Consider the following 14,471-nt stretch of genomic DNA (forward strand, 5'->3'; position numbering starts at 1 on the left):
GTTTCAAACGAATTACTCCATTTCTCTTTAAATAAGGTAGCAACTAAGTTGAACGGCTATTCTCCAATGCTTAAAATTGTGCGAATATCTTCTTCCGTCATTTTCGCTAATTGCTCTTCATTTCCTTGAATCACTTTTTGGAACAGCTCGCGTTTCTCTTGCTGTAAGGAATTCATTTTTTCTTCAACCGTTCCTTCTGCAATCATCCGCCACACTTCAACAACTTTTTTTTGTCCCATGCGGTGCGCCCGACCAGCCGCTTGTTCTTCGACTGCGGGATTCCACCATAAATCGTATAAAATAACTGTATCTGCACCAGTTAAATTTAGTCCGGTTCCCCCTGCTTTCAATGAAATTAAGAAGACATCTTTTTCTCCTTCATTGAAGGCATTCGCCATCGTTAACCGATCTTGAGGCTTCGTACTTCCTCGTAAATAGAACGTCTCTAAACCTAATTCATTCAATTCTTTTTCTAAGATAGAAAGCATGCTTGTGAACTGAGAAAATAATAGAACACGACGATTGTTTTCTTTGGCAGCCACTAAAAAGTCTTTGACTTGTTCCACTTTGCCAGAACCTCCCGTGTAATCCTCAATAAACAAACGCGGATCGCAACAGATTTGTCGTAAACGGGTCAAGCCTGCTAAAATACTCATGCGATTTTTCTTGAAGGTCGCCTGATCCATTTGACTGACATCTGCTTGCATTTGTTTTAGATAGGCCAAATAAACCGTTTTTTGTTCTTCTGTTAAGACACTGTACATATTATTTTCAATTTTTTCTGGTAAGTCTGCGAGCACCGTTTTCTTGTCTCGTCGTAAAATGAATGGTTGAATCATTTTGGCAATTTCTTCCGGCTTAATTTCTCGAAAGGCTTTTTTGCCTGGGAACAATCCCGGTAAGATCATTTGGAAAATTGACCACAGTTCATCTAAATTATTTTCAATTGGTGTGCCACTTAATGCAAAACGTTGCGGTACTTTTAAACTTTTTAAGGCTTGCGCCGTTTTAGTTCCACTATTTTTAACCATTTGGGCCTCATCTAAAATCAAATAGCCGACACGCATTTCCTGATAAAGCTGAACATCTTGTCGCATACTTGCATAAGAAGTAATCAGAATATCTTCGGTGCTATTTTGTAAAAGCGCTGCTCGTTCTTGGCGGTTGCCAGAAACCACTTGAACATTTAAGGTTGGCGCAAAACGTTTGACTTCGGCTAACCAGTTATAGGTTAAACTTGCAGGAGCGACAATCAAAGCTGTCCCTTTCAAGCGCTCTTCTTCTTTTTCCGAAAGTAAATAGGTAATGGTTTGCAGTGTCTTCCCTAAACCCATTTCATCAGCTAAAATACCGCCAAATTGATAATGGCTAAGCATTTTCAGCCATTTATACCCTGTTTCTTGGTAATGGCGTAACGTTGCTTGTAAGGTTTTGGGGACTTGCGCTTCAAAGTTTTCTGGATGTGTTAAATCCGTGACCATTTTTTTAAAGGAATCTGAAAAATGTGCCCGCTCGTTGTCTTCTAATAAACTTTCGATCATGAGACCTTGATTTTTGGGCACATGAATGACATTGTCTTCTTGATGCATATTTTTTCGCAGCTTCGTTAAAATTGCACTTGTATGGAAAAATTCCTCTGAGTCAAAAGCAAGAATTTCACCACTTTTTAACGTATAAAAAGCATCATTACGTAGCAGACTAGTCAATACTGCATCGATTTCGGTTTCATCAATGCCAGTGACATCAAACCGAATATCCAACCAAGAATCCCCTTCCGCAACTTCAATCGTTGGTTGATGATGCTGGGCATCTAAATACAATTCCCGTAATTTCCGTCCCATCCGAACTTCTCCTAATTGACGGAAAGCTGGTACTTCGGCTTTAAAGAAATAATACAAGGACTCCCCAGCAGGTAAGACTTTTTCAAAGCCTGTGGTTGTTTGCTGATAGGCAAACTGTTGAAATTGTTGCTTAATTGCTGTTTCTTTTGCTTTATCTCGAACGATTTCTTGATTGACTTCAGGTAATTGAGCATATTTCGGGTTTGTCGAGAAAATGACTTCTCCATAGTGATAGTCAATTCGAGCATTAATCCGACCTTTAATTTTCTTAAAAATAAAGACTGCTTTTAAAGGATGATGGACGACTAATTCTTCAACTGATTCTTCAACAGACACTCGACCAATTTTTTCCAATAATGGTAACACTTCACTAAATAAATCAGAAACTGTTTCTTTTTCATAAATAATTGACGGCTCTTCCAAGCGTTTCATTAATTGAAGTAACGTGGTGTAGATGGCTTCCTGCTCTTCTGTTAGTAAATAAACCGTTTGATCCGCAATCGCCCAGTGATAGTGGGCTAGAAACGTTGTAATAGGATTCTGAATAGTTAATTTGAAGCTTTGTTCCTCGGTTTTTTGCACTGTAAACGTAAGTGGCAAACTGGTTTCTTTGAACGTTAGATAGCGATACTTATGAGTTTGATTGGTCAATATAAACTGACCCGTTCGATTCATTTTTTCAACTAACGATTGACTGCGATCAATTGGTAATAATAGATAACGTTTGTCGATTTTCCCTTTAACTTGAATACCGTTTGCACCTAATAATTGGCTGGTATGATAAATTGCCGCAAGTTCTGTTAAAATTTCTTGAATCTCCATTGAAAAAGAATCATGTAGCAAGGTAAATTGGTGTTGTTTATTCACCATAAAGGTCATTTCTTTTTCATATGCTTGTAAAAAATCACCAATATTTTTCACAATATATGTTTTAGGTTTGGTGCCTTCCAAACCAATTTTTAAAGAAAGACCAATCGTTGATAATTCTGGATAGTAATTATTCGTTTCGATCACATCTAAATGAAATTCTAAACGTAAAGGCTGCAAGGGAACTTCGGCAGAAGCTTTGCTTAATTTGGCAAAGCCTTTGGTAAACATTTCAGCTGTTGATCGATTTGTTTTCTCAAAACTGACTGTTTGATTCGCTTGAATAATTCTTGACACGCCTCGTTGTTTCAGTGCCAGTTCAACTGCCACTGTATGCTTGCAATAGCCATGTTCCATCCAATATTGACATTCACAAACATCTTGTTCTTTGGCGGTACCATCCAATTCAACAAGATAAAGTTCTTCCCCTAAAACCTCAGACAACCAGATCCTTTTTTCTGGATTTTGAACGATAGATAAGACCCGGCCTTCTTGCATATATTCGCGCCCTTGTTCAACGATTCGCTCTGGAATACTCCATTTCATCGACTCACCTCCTCTTCTACTAAGCTAGCTGATAGTGAACGGTACTTTGACCATTCCCATTGCTTTTTATTTGTAATTGTTGTGGAATTCGTGCTTTTAATTCGCCAATATGACTAATAATCCCAATCATGCGGCCTTCATTTTCAATCGTTTCTAACGCCTCCATTGCCATTTCCAATGCTTCTTCATCTAAGGAACCAAAGCCTTCATCAATAAACAACGCATCAATTAAGACTCCGCCGGCTTGTTCTTGAATCACTTCTGCTAAAGAAAGTGCCAAAGCTAACGCTGCTATAAAACTTTCCCCGCCTGATAACGTGTGAGCACTGCGCACCGTCCCTGAATTGTCATCATAAATATTGATTTCTAGCCCCGTTTGATTCCGATAACTGCCTGCTTCGTGATTCAATTCAAATTGATAACGACTATTGGTCAGGCGGTCTAAACGCTGATTAGCGACTGTCAGCACTCTTTCTAAATACGTTTGTAACATATACCGTTCAAAACTAATTTTTTTAGGATTATTGCCATTCACCGTATCTGCCAACTGTTGTAGTGCAGCAACTTCCTCAAACTTGTCTTCAATTGTTGTTCTTTGCGCATTAATTTCTTGAACCAACTGTTGGTTATTCAGCATTTTTTCATGCAGTTGATAGTATTTTTTTTCTTGTTCTTCAATTTGTTGTGTTATTTGTTCAATTTCTGTGGTGATTAAAGATAATTCTGGGAACGTATCACTAGATAATTTTTTCTCAATTTCAGCGAGTTGGATAGTCAGTTGGGTTTGCTCTTGTTCAAATAAAGCAATTTGTTCTTGCTGACTTTCTAGTGTCGGTACCTCTTTCAACCACTCCGTCAATTGGTCCTCTGTCACTCCTTGTTCCGTTAAAACTGCGTTTAACTGACTCTCAAGTTGTGCGACTGTTTGTTGAAGTGTTTGTTGTTCTTTCTCCAAATGCGTCAACGTACTTTCAAGGATCATTTCTTCTTTCTTCAAGGTTTCTCCTTGTGTCGTCACGTTTTCTTTTTGACGTTCAAATGCAGAGAGTTCTTCTTGAAGCAAAGCTTGTTGTTTGGTCATTTCTTCGTATGTGACGGTTGCATCCAATAATTGGCTAGCAATCATTTGCTGCTGGATAGTGATTCTTTCCAGACTTTGTTGCATTGTTTCTACTTGTTGTCGGAGCACTTCAAAGCGTTGAGAATTTTCAGCTACTTGTTCTTCTAGTTCCGCCAGACGGTCCTTTTCGACTGAAATTTCCGTTAGTTTTTGTGCTATTTGTTGTTTTTCTTTAGCTAATTGCGACTCAACTTCCGCAATTTCTGCAGGTGTTACTTGTGAAAAAGTTAGTCCTGTTAACGGCAACTGCAAGTCAGCAAACTGCGCTGCTAATTGTTCTTGTTCCTCAGTATACGCAGCTTCCTGTTCTTGTAATTGGCTTTCTTTCTGTTGCTTTTCCGCCCCTAATGCAGAGAGCGTTTCAGTAAATCGTTGTACCGTTTTTTCAACTTCCGTTAATTCCCGTTCCGCTTGATTAATCTCTTCTAAGGAAACTTCTTGATGAGTTTGTTGTTTTGGATGTTCTAAAGAGCCACAAACTGGGCAAGGTTCCCCCTCTTCAAGTAACAAGCTTAATCGTTGGATTTGTAAAGAGGCCCATTGACTTTTCTTTGTCTGCAACTTCGCTTCTTCGACGCTTTTTTGTTGCTGTTCAACAGCAAACCGTTGTGTCAACTCGTGCAATTCCCCTTGGTTTTGACTAATTTTTTGCCAAGCTTTTTGATTTTTTTGCCAACGTTCTACAAAATTTTGCCAATGATCTGCTACACTAGAACATTCAAAATTTGCTTTTTCAAGTGTTCCTTCTTGTTCAATAAATTGTTTGGCTGTCGCCACTTTATCCGCTAATGTTGTTTTTTCCTGTTGGCAAGATTCATACTCTTTTTGAATGGCTTGATAATTGGCTTGTTCTGCTATTTTTCGTTGAGCTAACTGTTCATATTCTTGGTATTGTGGTAATTGACGTTGAATCGTTTGAAGATGTTCTTGTTTTTCAGCAATCAATGGTTGTTGTTCTTCCAACTCACTCATGATTGCTTGCCAATCTGTCAATGCTTGTTGCGTTTCCATGAGAGCTTGTTGTTTGGACTTTGTTTCTTGTTCTTTTTGTTGTTTTTCGCTTCGTTTTTCAAAGACTTTTTCAGCTAAAGATTGCTGTTTTTGGCTCCATTTTAATTGCTGAATCTGTTCCTTTAACCGCTCAATGACGGTTTCCTGTTCAGCTTGTTTTGCTTTCTTTTCCAGTAATTCTTCTTTTTGCTGTTGCAAGTTTTGTCGTTCTTCAATAGCATAACGAACTTGCTCTTTTGCTTGTTTGGCTTGTTTTAAGGTTGCAATTTGTTCTCTTTCAACTAATAGTTGTTGCTGAGCCTCTTGTTGTTGGCTTTCTAATAATTGAAGTTTTTCAAAAAGTGTCATTGTCGGTTCAGGTTCTTCTGACCAATGCAACTGTTCTGTTTTCAGTTCAATTTTTTGCTGGGTTTCTTGAATCTCTTGATTGGCAATTTTTAAGCGTTCTTTTAAATTTTCGCTGAACAACTGATACAATTCTGTTCCGAATAAATTACGCAAAACCTTTTCTTTTTCATCACTTTTAGCAATTAAAAAAGTCCGAAACTCTCCTTGTGGTAACAATACAATTTGAGCAAATTGATTGGCATTCAAATGCAATAATTCTTGAATGAGTTCGTCCACTTCACGTCTTTTAGAATAGGCTCGTAGTTCTTTCCCTTGAGCATCTTTGACAATTAAAGAAATTTTGGCACTTTGTTTACGGACTCCTGTGCCACGTTTTTTAAAAAGTTCTTGTTCGGGAAGGCGGTTCAGTTCATAGAGATACTCGTTATGTTTAAAAAGCAAAGTAACTTCAGTGGCTTCTGAGGGGTCAGCAAATGTGGAACGCATTTCTTTGCCTAAACGTAATTTTCCAGAACTTTCACCAAACAAAGCATAGCTCATTCCATCAAAAATCGTTGTTTTCCCAGACCCTGTTTTTCCACTAATTAGAAAAAGTGAAGAATCTTCAAACTTCGTAAAATCAATGGTTTCATTAATATACGGTCCGAAGTTTTTCAATGTTAAAGATAATGGTTTCATCCTGTTACTTCCCTCTTTCTAATTGATTAAGTGTACTCAGTTCTTCTTGGACCCATTGTGCTTGTTGTTCTGTCAAGGCCTCTCCTGTCACATCGTTAAAAAAGTCATGCAGATGTTCTTCTGGTGAACGTTGTTCTATTTGTACCACTTTTTTCTGATTTCCGTTGCTTGTTTCTCGACCATTCAAACGTTCCAACCCAATAATTTTGGGGTAAATTTTTCGCAATTGATTCATCATGTTGGGAATGATCGCTCGGTCGGTTAATTGGACATGTAAATAATTTTCCCGATTCACTTCTTGATAAAAAGCGGGATCCGTTAACTGCTGAAACGAGCCCGTCAATTGTTGAATGTCTCGCAATGGTTTCAAAGTACGGAATTTAAAATGAACTTCAGCTTCTGTTTCAACAAGCCAAACACCCTTTTCTTGTGTCATTTCTGATAAAGAAAATTTTACAGGCGAGCCACTGTATCGAGCATTAGGTGACTGCAACGCATTTTTTCCATGTAAGTGGCCCAACGCGACGTAATCAAAAGGCTCTAACAAAGCCGTCGGTACAACATCCAAACCACCCACTGTTAATTTTGTTTCAGAATCAGTTTTTTCACTGCCAGCGACAAAAAAATGACTAACTAACACCTGTTTTTTGTTGGGAAGAAAAGATTCCTGCATTTTCGCGACAACTTTTTCCATCGCCGCCTGAATCGTTCGAATCGTTTCATCTTCAAAATATAAGCGAGCCGCAATCGGTTCAAAATAAGGCAACAAATAAAATTGGGTATTGTCGATTTCAATTGGTTGAAAGGCTTGTTCTAAACGCGTATTCAAATGAAATTGCGTTTGGTTAAACCAAGGGCCTCCTGTTTCTAAACGAGTGCTGCTATCATGGTTTCCCGAAATAGCTAACACGGGGAAATGCTCTTTGAGATTCATTTGAATCATCATTTCATTAAAAATCTCGACTGCTTCAACTGCTGGAACAGAGCGATCATACAAATCTCCAGCGATCACAACAGCATCCACTTGCTCTTCTTTCGCAATTGCTAAGATTTGTTTAAAGGCTTCCCTTTGTTCTGCCAATAAATCAAAACCATGTAATTTTTTGCCAATATGCCAATCTGCTGTATGTAAAAATTTCATTTTTTCACCGCCTAAAAAAGTCCTTCTTATTATTATAACAAATTTCTGGTATTTTTTAAGAAAATCGGACAGAAGAATTAGATTTTTAACAAACTTTTTTCTTAACGCAAGAAAAAAGACAGGGAGCATCATCTTTTGATGAGACTACCTGCCAGTAACATTCCTATTCTATAGCGGTTTGTTTTATTCTTTTTCTGTTGATTCATATTTAAAAGTTGGATCAATTTCTTTATCTAACTGATCAAATGCTTCTTGCATCCGACGTTCCACTTCAGCTAAACCATCTTTATCCATTTTTTTAATATCGCTAATATCGATTGGCTCCCCAAAACGAACCGTTACTTTTTTACGTTTAAACAACTCTTTTAAAGTTAACGGACCTTGATAAACAGATGGCACGATAGGTACTCGCCCCATTTTAGCAATCAAGGCTACCCCACCTTTTAATTCTGAGGAATGACGCGTGCCACTAGGGAACATAATCAAACTTAAATCAGAATTTTTTAAAATTTTGACAGGTGTTTTAATCGCGCTGGGACCGGGCTTCTCACGATCCACTGGAAACGCATTCGCATGTTTTAAAATGAAACGTAAAACAGGATTTTTAAACAACTCTTTTTTTGCCATAAAACTAAACTTCTTAGGACTGCCAGCAACAGCTAAATACAGCGGTTCCCACCATGTTCGATGCGGCGCAACTAAGACATAGTTTTGGTCTTTTGGTAATTTTTCTTTATTTTCATAATGTGCATTTCCATTAATCACAAATAAAATGACGCGAACCACGCCACGCATAAATGTAAAAAACATAATTTTCTTCCTTTCTTCTCTCCGCTTTCTAGTATGCCGAAAGCTCTACCTTTTGACAAGCTTTTTTTACGTCTATCAATCAGAGAAATAACATGTCCCTACTAATCTAGGGAACAGATTTTGTCATACGGGTTTAAAAGTAGTATAATACATGAACAATCAGATGAAAAGTTGGAGGTTCTTAATCTATGTTATTATCCGGCGAACGGATTGATCAATTATATGCGGATGATATTCAAATTATTCAAAGCAAAGAAGTCTTTTCTTTTTCCATTGATGCAGTCTTATTGGCTAATTTTCCGCAACTACCAAAAAAAGGCAAGATTGTCGATTTGTGTGCTGGCAATGGCGCGGTCGGCCTCTTCGTTAGTCGGAAAACAGCTGCAAAAATCGACCAAATCGAATTACAACCTCGTTTGGCAGATATGGGTCAACGAAGTATTCTATTAAATAAATTGGAAAAACAAGTAACGATGTATGAACGTGATTTAAAACAAGCGACAGAAGTCATCAAAAAAGATTCTGTGGATTTAGTACTATGTAATCCCCCATACTTTAAAGAACGACCAACTAGCCAAAAAAATCCAAACCCGCACTTAGCGATTGCCCGTCATGAAATTCACACGTCTCTTCAAGAAGTGGTCACTGTGTCGGCGGATTTATTAAAAACAAATGGTCGCCTCGCAATGGTTCATCGTCCTGATCGTTTCCTGGATATTTTACATGCCATGGAAAACGCCAATATTGCGCCGAAAAAAGCTCGGTTTGTTTATCCGAAGCCAGGCAAAGAAGCCAATGTTTTACTAATTGAAGGCATTAAACAAGGCAAAAAAGACGGTTTTCGTGTGTTACCACCTCTTTTTACATACAATGAAAAGAACGAATACGAAGCAGAAATGAAGGCTATGCTGTATGGAGAATAAGAAATCCCATTATTTTTATGTTTTACTTTGCCAAGATGGTTCCTTTTACGGTGGCTATACAACTGAGCCAGAACGTCGATTAACCGAACATAATAGCGGAACTGGTGCAAAATATACACGGTTAGCCAAACGTCGCCCAGTCATAATGATTCATACAGAGAAATTTGAAACACGTAGCGAGGCCACCAAAGCCGAAGCCGCCTTTAAAAAATTAACGCGTAAACAAAAAGAACAGTATTTAAAAACCTTTCATTAAATGACAACAAGCAAAAAGAAACAGCCATCATTTCATTGATGAAATGATGGCTGTTTCTTTCTCTTTTTAAACTAAGTTCTCGACAAAATGAATAACCATTTCGGCTGATTTTTTCCCAGCTTCATCGATGAATTCGTCAAAGCTTTGAGTTGCTTCACCATCTGCTGTATCACTCATTGCCCGTACAACTAAGAATGGAATATTGAACTGTGAAGCCGCTTGGCCAATTGCTGCGCCTTCCATTTCGCAAGCTAAGGCTTCAGGAAACTCTTTCTTAATTTTGGCGATTTTCTCAGCGCTATCCACAAAAGTATCTCCAGTAACAATCAATCCTTTACGAATAGCTAAACCAGTTTTTTCAGCAGCTTTCGCAATTTCCATCCGCAAGTATTCACTTGTTTCAAAATACAAAGGCACACCACCAGGCAATTGTCCATAGGCATAACCAAAACCAGTGACATCAACATCAAAGTAAGCTAATTTGTCTGCAATGACTAAATCGCCGACTTTTAGTCCTTCACCGATACCACCAGCAGAACCTGTATTAATCACCATATTTACGCCATATTGATGAATCAATAAAGTCGTGGTAACAGCTGAGGCCACTTTACCAATTCCTGAACGAACCACAATCACCTCATGTCTTCCTAACGAACCAGAAACAAATAAAGCGCCTGCTCGTTCCCATGACATCGTGTCTGTCAATTTTTCTTTTAGAATTTTGACCTCTTGATCCATTGCTCCAATAATTCCAATTTTCATAGTGATTCCTCTTTTCTATAAATTCAAAACGATATACGCCACAACGGCTAATAAAATCGCTACAATAATAATTGCCTTGTTTAACCAAGTACTCCGTTCTCGACGCTTCGAGTATTCTCCTACTCGTGACTTGTTGATCGGTTTTTGTTTTTTCTTTTCTTTACGATAAAACGTCGAAATTTCTTTTTCTTTTCGCTTATACGCTTTTTCCGCCAGCTTCTGCTCTTCTTGCTGACGACGTTCCGCTTCTTTTTCTTCTGCTTCTCTGCGTTTGCGAAGCTCTGTCCGAGTGACTAACGGACCTTTGCTCATTGCGTGTCCTCCTTAAACTGTCTCTGCAGTAAATACAATTCCCAGTATTGTATAGCAAAAAGTGTTTTGGCATCACAAATCGTGCCTTTTGCCACCTCTGCTTTGGCTTCAGCTATTGTTAGCTCGTAAAGTTCCAAGATTTCATCTTCATCTTGAGGACGCGGATTTTCGACTTTCTGCAAATCCGTTGCCAAATAGAGAGCCAATTTTTCATTAGCAAATCCTGGTGACAGATACATTGAATTTATGTAGGTGAGCTGACCTGCACGATACCCAGTTTCTTCTTCCAATTCCCGCATAGCCGTCGTTTCCAGTTGATTTTCTTCTCCAGGATCAATTTTTCCCGCTGGAATTTCTAAAATCACTTGTTCCAAGGGTTTTCTAAATTGTTTAACTAAGACGATTTTTCCTTCTGCGGTTAACGGAATCATAGCTACTGCGCCTGAATGAAAAACCAATTCGCGTTTAGCAGTGCCGCCTGTCGGTAAAGCCACGTCATCCAAAAAAACATCAATAATCTTTCCTTTAAAAATTTCTCGACGTTGAAGTGTTTTTTCTTCGAAGTCCTCATAATTTAACATATCTTTCACCAACCTTTCTTGTTTATCATACCCTAAAATGATAAAAATCGCACCCCTTCTTCTCTAGTTAAACCCTTTTCAAAGAAAAAAATTTATTGCTTTAGAAAAAAATTACATTTTCGAAAAAAAATAGACATAAAAAATTCACAACTTCCTTGTATTATTTAAGCATACCAACAAACAACCCTAACAAAACACTTTTTCATTTTTAACTCCTTTCCCGTCCTACCCCCAATTAGGACGGGTCTTTTTTTGCGTTTTATACTTTTTTTCTTAGGATTTCACTAAATCATAAAATACATCTTCCGCTGTATGTCTTTTCTCTCACAGAGTATGCTAAAATAACTATTGTAACGAGAGCTGACTCTTTCGAGGATTAGATAGATAGGAGGAACTATATAAATGAACAAATTAAATACAAAATTACTGATTGGCTATATTCTTTTAGGAGCCTTAATCATTGCTGTCGCTAGAGAATATGGCTTCTTCGCTTTTGTGATTCTGGTAGGCTTTTTAGTATTCGTTCTCTATCGAAAAAAGAAAAATGCCGCCGACAAGAGCGATCAAATGCCTTACTTAACAAAAGATAAAGAAGCCCATTATCGTGAGTTGGGGTTATCTCCACAAGAAATTGATTTTTTCAGAAGTACAATGAGCACAGCCAAAAAACAAATCATACAATTACAAGAAAACATGAATCGTTCAACTAAATTACGGGCGATTGACTTACGTAATGATACAACGAAGGTTTCTAAAGCTCTGTTTAAAGAGTTAGTGAAAGAACCTAAAAAGTTACACTTAGCCAATCACTTTCTCTATACACATTTACCAAATATCGTTGACTTAACAAGTAAGCATTTAGAAATCGAACAACATGAAGTAAAAAACAAACAAACGTATGAAAAATTAGAAGAAAGCGCACAAATCATTGACCAATTGTCAAAATTAGTTAAAAATGATTATGAGGAAATCGTTTCCGATGACTTAGACGATTTAGATGTCGAAATGTCGATCGCTAAAAGCAGCTTGTCGCAAAAAGCTGCAACTGAGGAATCACCTCAAGTAAACGAAGACCAGCAATAATCATTAGGGAGGAAAAAAAATGACTGAGCAACAACCCAAAGAAACAACATCTGTAACCAATACATTGGACGATTTATTAAGTAATCCATTTTCATCAATGGATGAACTAACACCAACGCAACAAAATGAACTATCTGAGTTAAAAGAACAGCAAGCAGCTCCTCGTTTAATTGATAAATTACCACAAGAACGTCAAGCCCAAGCAAAAGAATTAGCTTCAAAAATTGATGTCCAAGATTCACAAGCAGTAATTACCTATGGTTCAAATGCCCAAATCAAACTCGGCGAATTTTCGCAAGCGATGTTAAACCACGTTCAAGCACAAGACATTGGTCCTGTTGGTGATTCACTGACCGATCTAATGTTTCGTTTAAATGAAGCCAATCCCAATGAATTACGTGCTGGCGAAGGCAACTTTATTCAAAAAATGTTAGGTAAAGTCAAACAATCCGTTTACGAAATTACCGCCAAATATCAAAAAATTGGTGCGCAAATTGACAAAATTGCTGTCAAATTAACCCATGAAAAAGATGGTCTTTTAAAAGATAATGCCATGTTAGATCAATTGTATCAAAAAAATAAAGATTATTTTGATGCCTTAAACATCTATATTGCCGCTGGGGAATTAAAAGCAGAAGAACTACGGACGCAAATTATTCCTGAAGCCATGAAAAAAGCGGAAGAATCTGGAGATCAAATGGATGTCCAAATTGTTAATGATTATAACCAATTCCTAGACCGTTTAGAAAAAAGAACCCATGATTTACGCTTGGCTCGTCAAATTACGATTCAACAAGCCCCACAAATTCGTTTAATTCAAAATACTAACCAAGCTTTGGCTGAGAAAATTCAATCATCGGTGAATACGGCGATTCCGTTATGGAAAAACCAAGTAGTCATCGCCTTAACCTTACTCCGTCAAAAAGATGCTGTGACTGCTCAACGTCAAGTCTCTGAAACCACCAATGACTTACTGAAGAAAAATTCAGAAATGCTAAAAATTTCTGCAATTGAAACAGCAAAAGAAAACGAACGTGGCCTAGTCGATATTGAAACATTACAAAAAACACAAAATGATTTAATTGAAACTATCCAAGAAACATTACGTATTCAACAAGAAGGAAAAGAAAAACGCCAAGCTGCCGAAATCGAACTTGGCCATATGGAAGAAGATTTGAAAAATAAATTATTAGAATTAACACAATAAATAACGTCTAGAACAAACTTCTTATAGTACAAGCCTGGGACAAAAATCAAAAGTGATTTTTGTCCCAGGCTTGCTTTTCTTTTTACGCTTGAATATTGTATTTCAGCCACTTAATGATACAATAAAAGAAAACCATGTTTCTTTTTGAAAGGAGGAGCAATTGTGCCACAATTTGCTTCTAAAGCCGAAGAAAAAAATTATTATGAACGCCAAGCTAGCTTAGAAGAGTTTTTAACTTGGTATCATCAACAAGAATTACCTGAATATGAAAAACCCTCTTTAACCGTTGATATGGTTCTTCTTTGTTACAACAAGGAAGCTGATCAATTAAAAGTCTTACTGATTCAACGTAAAGGTCACCCCTTTAGAAACTCATGGGCGCTTCCTGGCGGTTTTGTTAATCGTAACGAATCTACTGAAGATAGTGTTTTAAGAGAAACAAAAGAGGAAACTGGTGTGGTGATTTCTCAAGAAAATATTGAACAATTACACAGCTTTAGTCGCCCAGATCGAGATCCTCGTGGTTGGGTCGTGACAGTCAGCTATTTAGCCTTTATTGGTGAAGAACCTTTAATTGCTGGCGACGATGCCAAAGAAGTCCATTGGTTCAATCTTGAACGGCATGGTCAACACATCACGTTATCTCATGAAGATGTGGAAATTACTTTAGACTTGAAAACAGCGGCCTCTCTTGGTAAAGATACATTAGCCTTCGACCATAGTGAAATTATAATTAAGGCGTTTAATCGTGTTGTTGATAAAATGGAACATGAACCGCAAGTGCTTCAAGTCTTAGGAAAAGATTTCACCATTACGGAAGCCCGTAAAGTTTTTGCGAAGTTCCTCGGCGTTGATTATCGCAGCATTGACCATTCAAATTTTAAAAAAGCCATGACACAATATTTTGAAGAGTTAGGTGAACGTCCCGTTGGCATTGGCCGCCCTTCAAAAATTTACCAATTGAAAACAACAACAGGTTTCTAAG

Annotated in this window: 12 protein-coding genes; 5 read left to right on the plus strand and 7 right to left on the minus strand. The window is 37.6% G+C overall.

The window, feature by feature from the left end; all coding sequences use genetic code 11:
• Nucleotides 1-56 precede the first annotated feature (56 nt).
• The 4 genes from IGK72_RS10775 to IGK72_RS10790 are packed head-to-tail and all read right to left on the minus strand — an operon-like array spanning nt 57 to nt 8,362.
• Entirely contained in the window at nt 57-3,254 is a 3,198-nt protein-coding gene (locus IGK72_RS10775; protein ID WP_002362298.1) for a DEAD/DEAH box helicase, read from the minus strand.
• Nucleotides 3,255-3,273: 19 nt separating this feature from the next.
• Nucleotides 3,274-6,411 carry an SbcC/MukB-like Walker B domain-containing protein gene (locus IGK72_RS10780; protein ID WP_430608792.1) on the minus strand — a complete coding sequence of 1,046 codons (3,138 nt, stop codon included), beginning with the start codon at nt 6,409-6,411 and terminating at the stop codon, nt 3,274-3,276.
• A 4-nt stretch (nt 6,412-6,415) separates the two neighbouring features.
• Nucleotides 6,416-7,684, minus strand: a complete 1,269-nt coding sequence (locus IGK72_RS10785) for an exonuclease SbcCD subunit D (protein ID WP_207623145.1) — start codon at nt 7,682-7,684, stop codon at nt 6,416-6,418.
• Nucleotides 7,685-7,735: 51 nt separating this feature from the next.
• A complete protein-coding gene (locus IGK72_RS10790; RefSeq protein ID WP_002356461.1) occupies nt 7,736-8,362 on the minus strand; it encodes a lysophospholipid acyltransferase family protein in 627 nt (208 codons plus the stop codon).
• A gap of 188 nt (nt 8,363-8,550) precedes the next feature.
• Here IGK72_RS10790 and IGK72_RS10795 point away from each other — a divergent pair, with 188 nt between their 5' ends.
• Both IGK72_RS10795 and IGK72_RS10800 read left to right on the plus strand, forming a co-directional pair.
• Complete coding sequence (locus IGK72_RS10795) at nt 8,551-9,285, plus strand: tRNA1(Val) (adenine(37)-N6)-methyltransferase (protein ID WP_002356457.1); 735 nt, start codon at nt 8,551-8,553, stop codon at nt 9,283-9,285.
• A complete protein-coding gene (locus IGK72_RS10800; RefSeq protein ID WP_002379749.1) occupies nt 9,275-9,541 on the plus strand; it encodes a GIY-YIG nuclease family protein in 267 nt (88 codons plus the stop codon). The genes IGK72_RS10795 and IGK72_RS10800 overlap by 11 nt, the downstream gene beginning before the upstream one ends.
• A gap of 66 nt (nt 9,542-9,607) precedes the next feature.
• On the opposite strand, the gene IGK72_RS10805 is transcribed toward IGK72_RS10800, so the two are convergent.
• From IGK72_RS10805 to IGK72_RS10815, 3 genes are read right to left on the minus strand one after another with little or no spacing between them, the layout of a single operon-like run.
• Nucleotides 9,608-10,303 (minus strand): 5'-methylthioadenosine/adenosylhomocysteine nucleosidase, encoded by a 696-nt coding sequence (locus IGK72_RS10805; protein WP_002356454.1) that lies wholly within the window; start codon nt 10,301-10,303, stop codon nt 9,608-9,610.
• 15 nt (nt 10,304-10,318) lie between these two features.
• A complete protein-coding gene (gene macP, locus IGK72_RS10810; protein WP_002356451.1) occupies nt 10,319-10,615 on the minus strand; it encodes a cell wall synthase accessory phosphoprotein MacP in 297 nt (98 codons plus the stop codon).
• Nucleotides 10,612-11,196: an NUDIX hydrolase gene (locus tag IGK72_RS10815; protein WP_002356449.1), complete on the minus strand. Its 585-nt coding sequence runs from the start codon at nt 11,194-11,196 to the stop codon at nt 10,612-10,614. The genes macP and IGK72_RS10815 overlap by 4 nt, the downstream gene beginning before the upstream one ends.
• A 402-nt stretch (nt 11,197-11,598) precedes the next feature.
• On the opposite strand from IGK72_RS10815, the gene IGK72_RS10820 reads away from it, so the two are divergent.
• The 3 genes from IGK72_RS10820 to IGK72_RS10830 all read left to right on the plus strand — a co-directional run bounded on the left by IGK72_RS10820 (nt 11,599) and on the right by IGK72_RS10830 (nt 14,470).
• Nucleotides 11,599-12,279: a 5-bromo-4-chloroindolyl phosphate hydrolysis family protein gene (locus tag IGK72_RS10820; protein WP_002356448.1), complete on the plus strand. Its 681-nt coding sequence runs from the start codon at nt 11,599-11,601 to the stop codon at nt 12,277-12,279.
• Between the two features lie 19 nt (nt 12,280-12,298).
• Nucleotides 12,299-13,486 carry a toxic anion resistance protein gene (locus IGK72_RS10825; protein WP_002356447.1) on the plus strand — a complete coding sequence of 396 codons (1,188 nt, stop codon included), beginning with the start codon at nt 12,299-12,301 and terminating at the stop codon, nt 13,484-13,486.
• Between the two features lie 162 nt (nt 13,487-13,648).
• Nucleotides 13,649-14,470: an NUDIX domain-containing protein gene (locus IGK72_RS10830; RefSeq protein ID WP_002372290.1), complete on the plus strand. Its 822-nt coding sequence runs from the start codon at nt 13,649-13,651 to the stop codon at nt 14,468-14,470.
• Nucleotide 14,471: the final 1 nt, after the last annotated feature.

The organism is Enterococcus sp. DIV0183 (assembly GCF_050541505.1).
Taxonomy (GTDB): domain Bacteria; phylum Bacillota; class Bacilli; order Lactobacillales; family Enterococcaceae; genus Enterococcus; species Enterococcus faecalis.

Bases quoted from the DNA above. Each gene is read 5' to 3' on its own strand.
- IGK72_RS10775 (WP_002362298.1), bottom strand. From the start codon at position 3,254: ATGAAATGGAGTATTCCAGAGCGAATCGTTGAACAAGGGCGCGAATAT.
- IGK72_RS10780 (WP_430608792.1), bottom strand. From the start codon at position 6,411: ATGAAACCATTATCTTTAACATTGAAAAACTTCGGACCGTATATTAAT.
- IGK72_RS10785 (WP_207623145.1), bottom strand. From the start codon at position 7,684: ATGATGCTCCCTGTCTTTTTTCTTGCGTTAAGAAAAAAGTTTGTTAAA.
- IGK72_RS10790 (WP_002356461.1), bottom strand. From the start codon at position 8,362: ATGTTTTTTACATTTATGCGTGGCGTGGTTCGCGTCATTTTATTTGTG.
- IGK72_RS10795 (WP_002356457.1), top strand. From the start codon at position 8,551: ATGTTATTATCCGGCGAACGGATTGATCAATTATATGCGGATGATATT.
- IGK72_RS10800 (WP_002379749.1), top strand. From the start codon at position 9,275: ATGGAGAATAAGAAATCCCATTATTTTTATGTTTTACTTTGCCAAGAT.
- IGK72_RS10805 (WP_002356454.1), bottom strand. From the start codon at position 10,303: ATGAAAATTGGAATTATTGGAGCAATGGATCAAGAGGTCAAAATTCTA.
- macP (WP_002356451.1), bottom strand. From the start codon at position 10,615: ATGAGCAAAGGTCCGTTAGTCACTCGGACAGAGCTTCGCAAACGCAGA.
- IGK72_RS10815 (WP_002356449.1), bottom strand. From the start codon at position 11,196: ATGTTAAATTATGAGGACTTCGAAGAAAAAACACTTCAACGTCGAGAA.
- IGK72_RS10820 (WP_002356448.1), top strand. From the start codon at position 11,599: ATGAACAAATTAAATACAAAATTACTGATTGGCTATATTCTTTTAGGA.
- IGK72_RS10825 (WP_002356447.1), top strand. From the start codon at position 12,299: ATGACTGAGCAACAACCCAAAGAAACAACATCTGTAACCAATACATTG.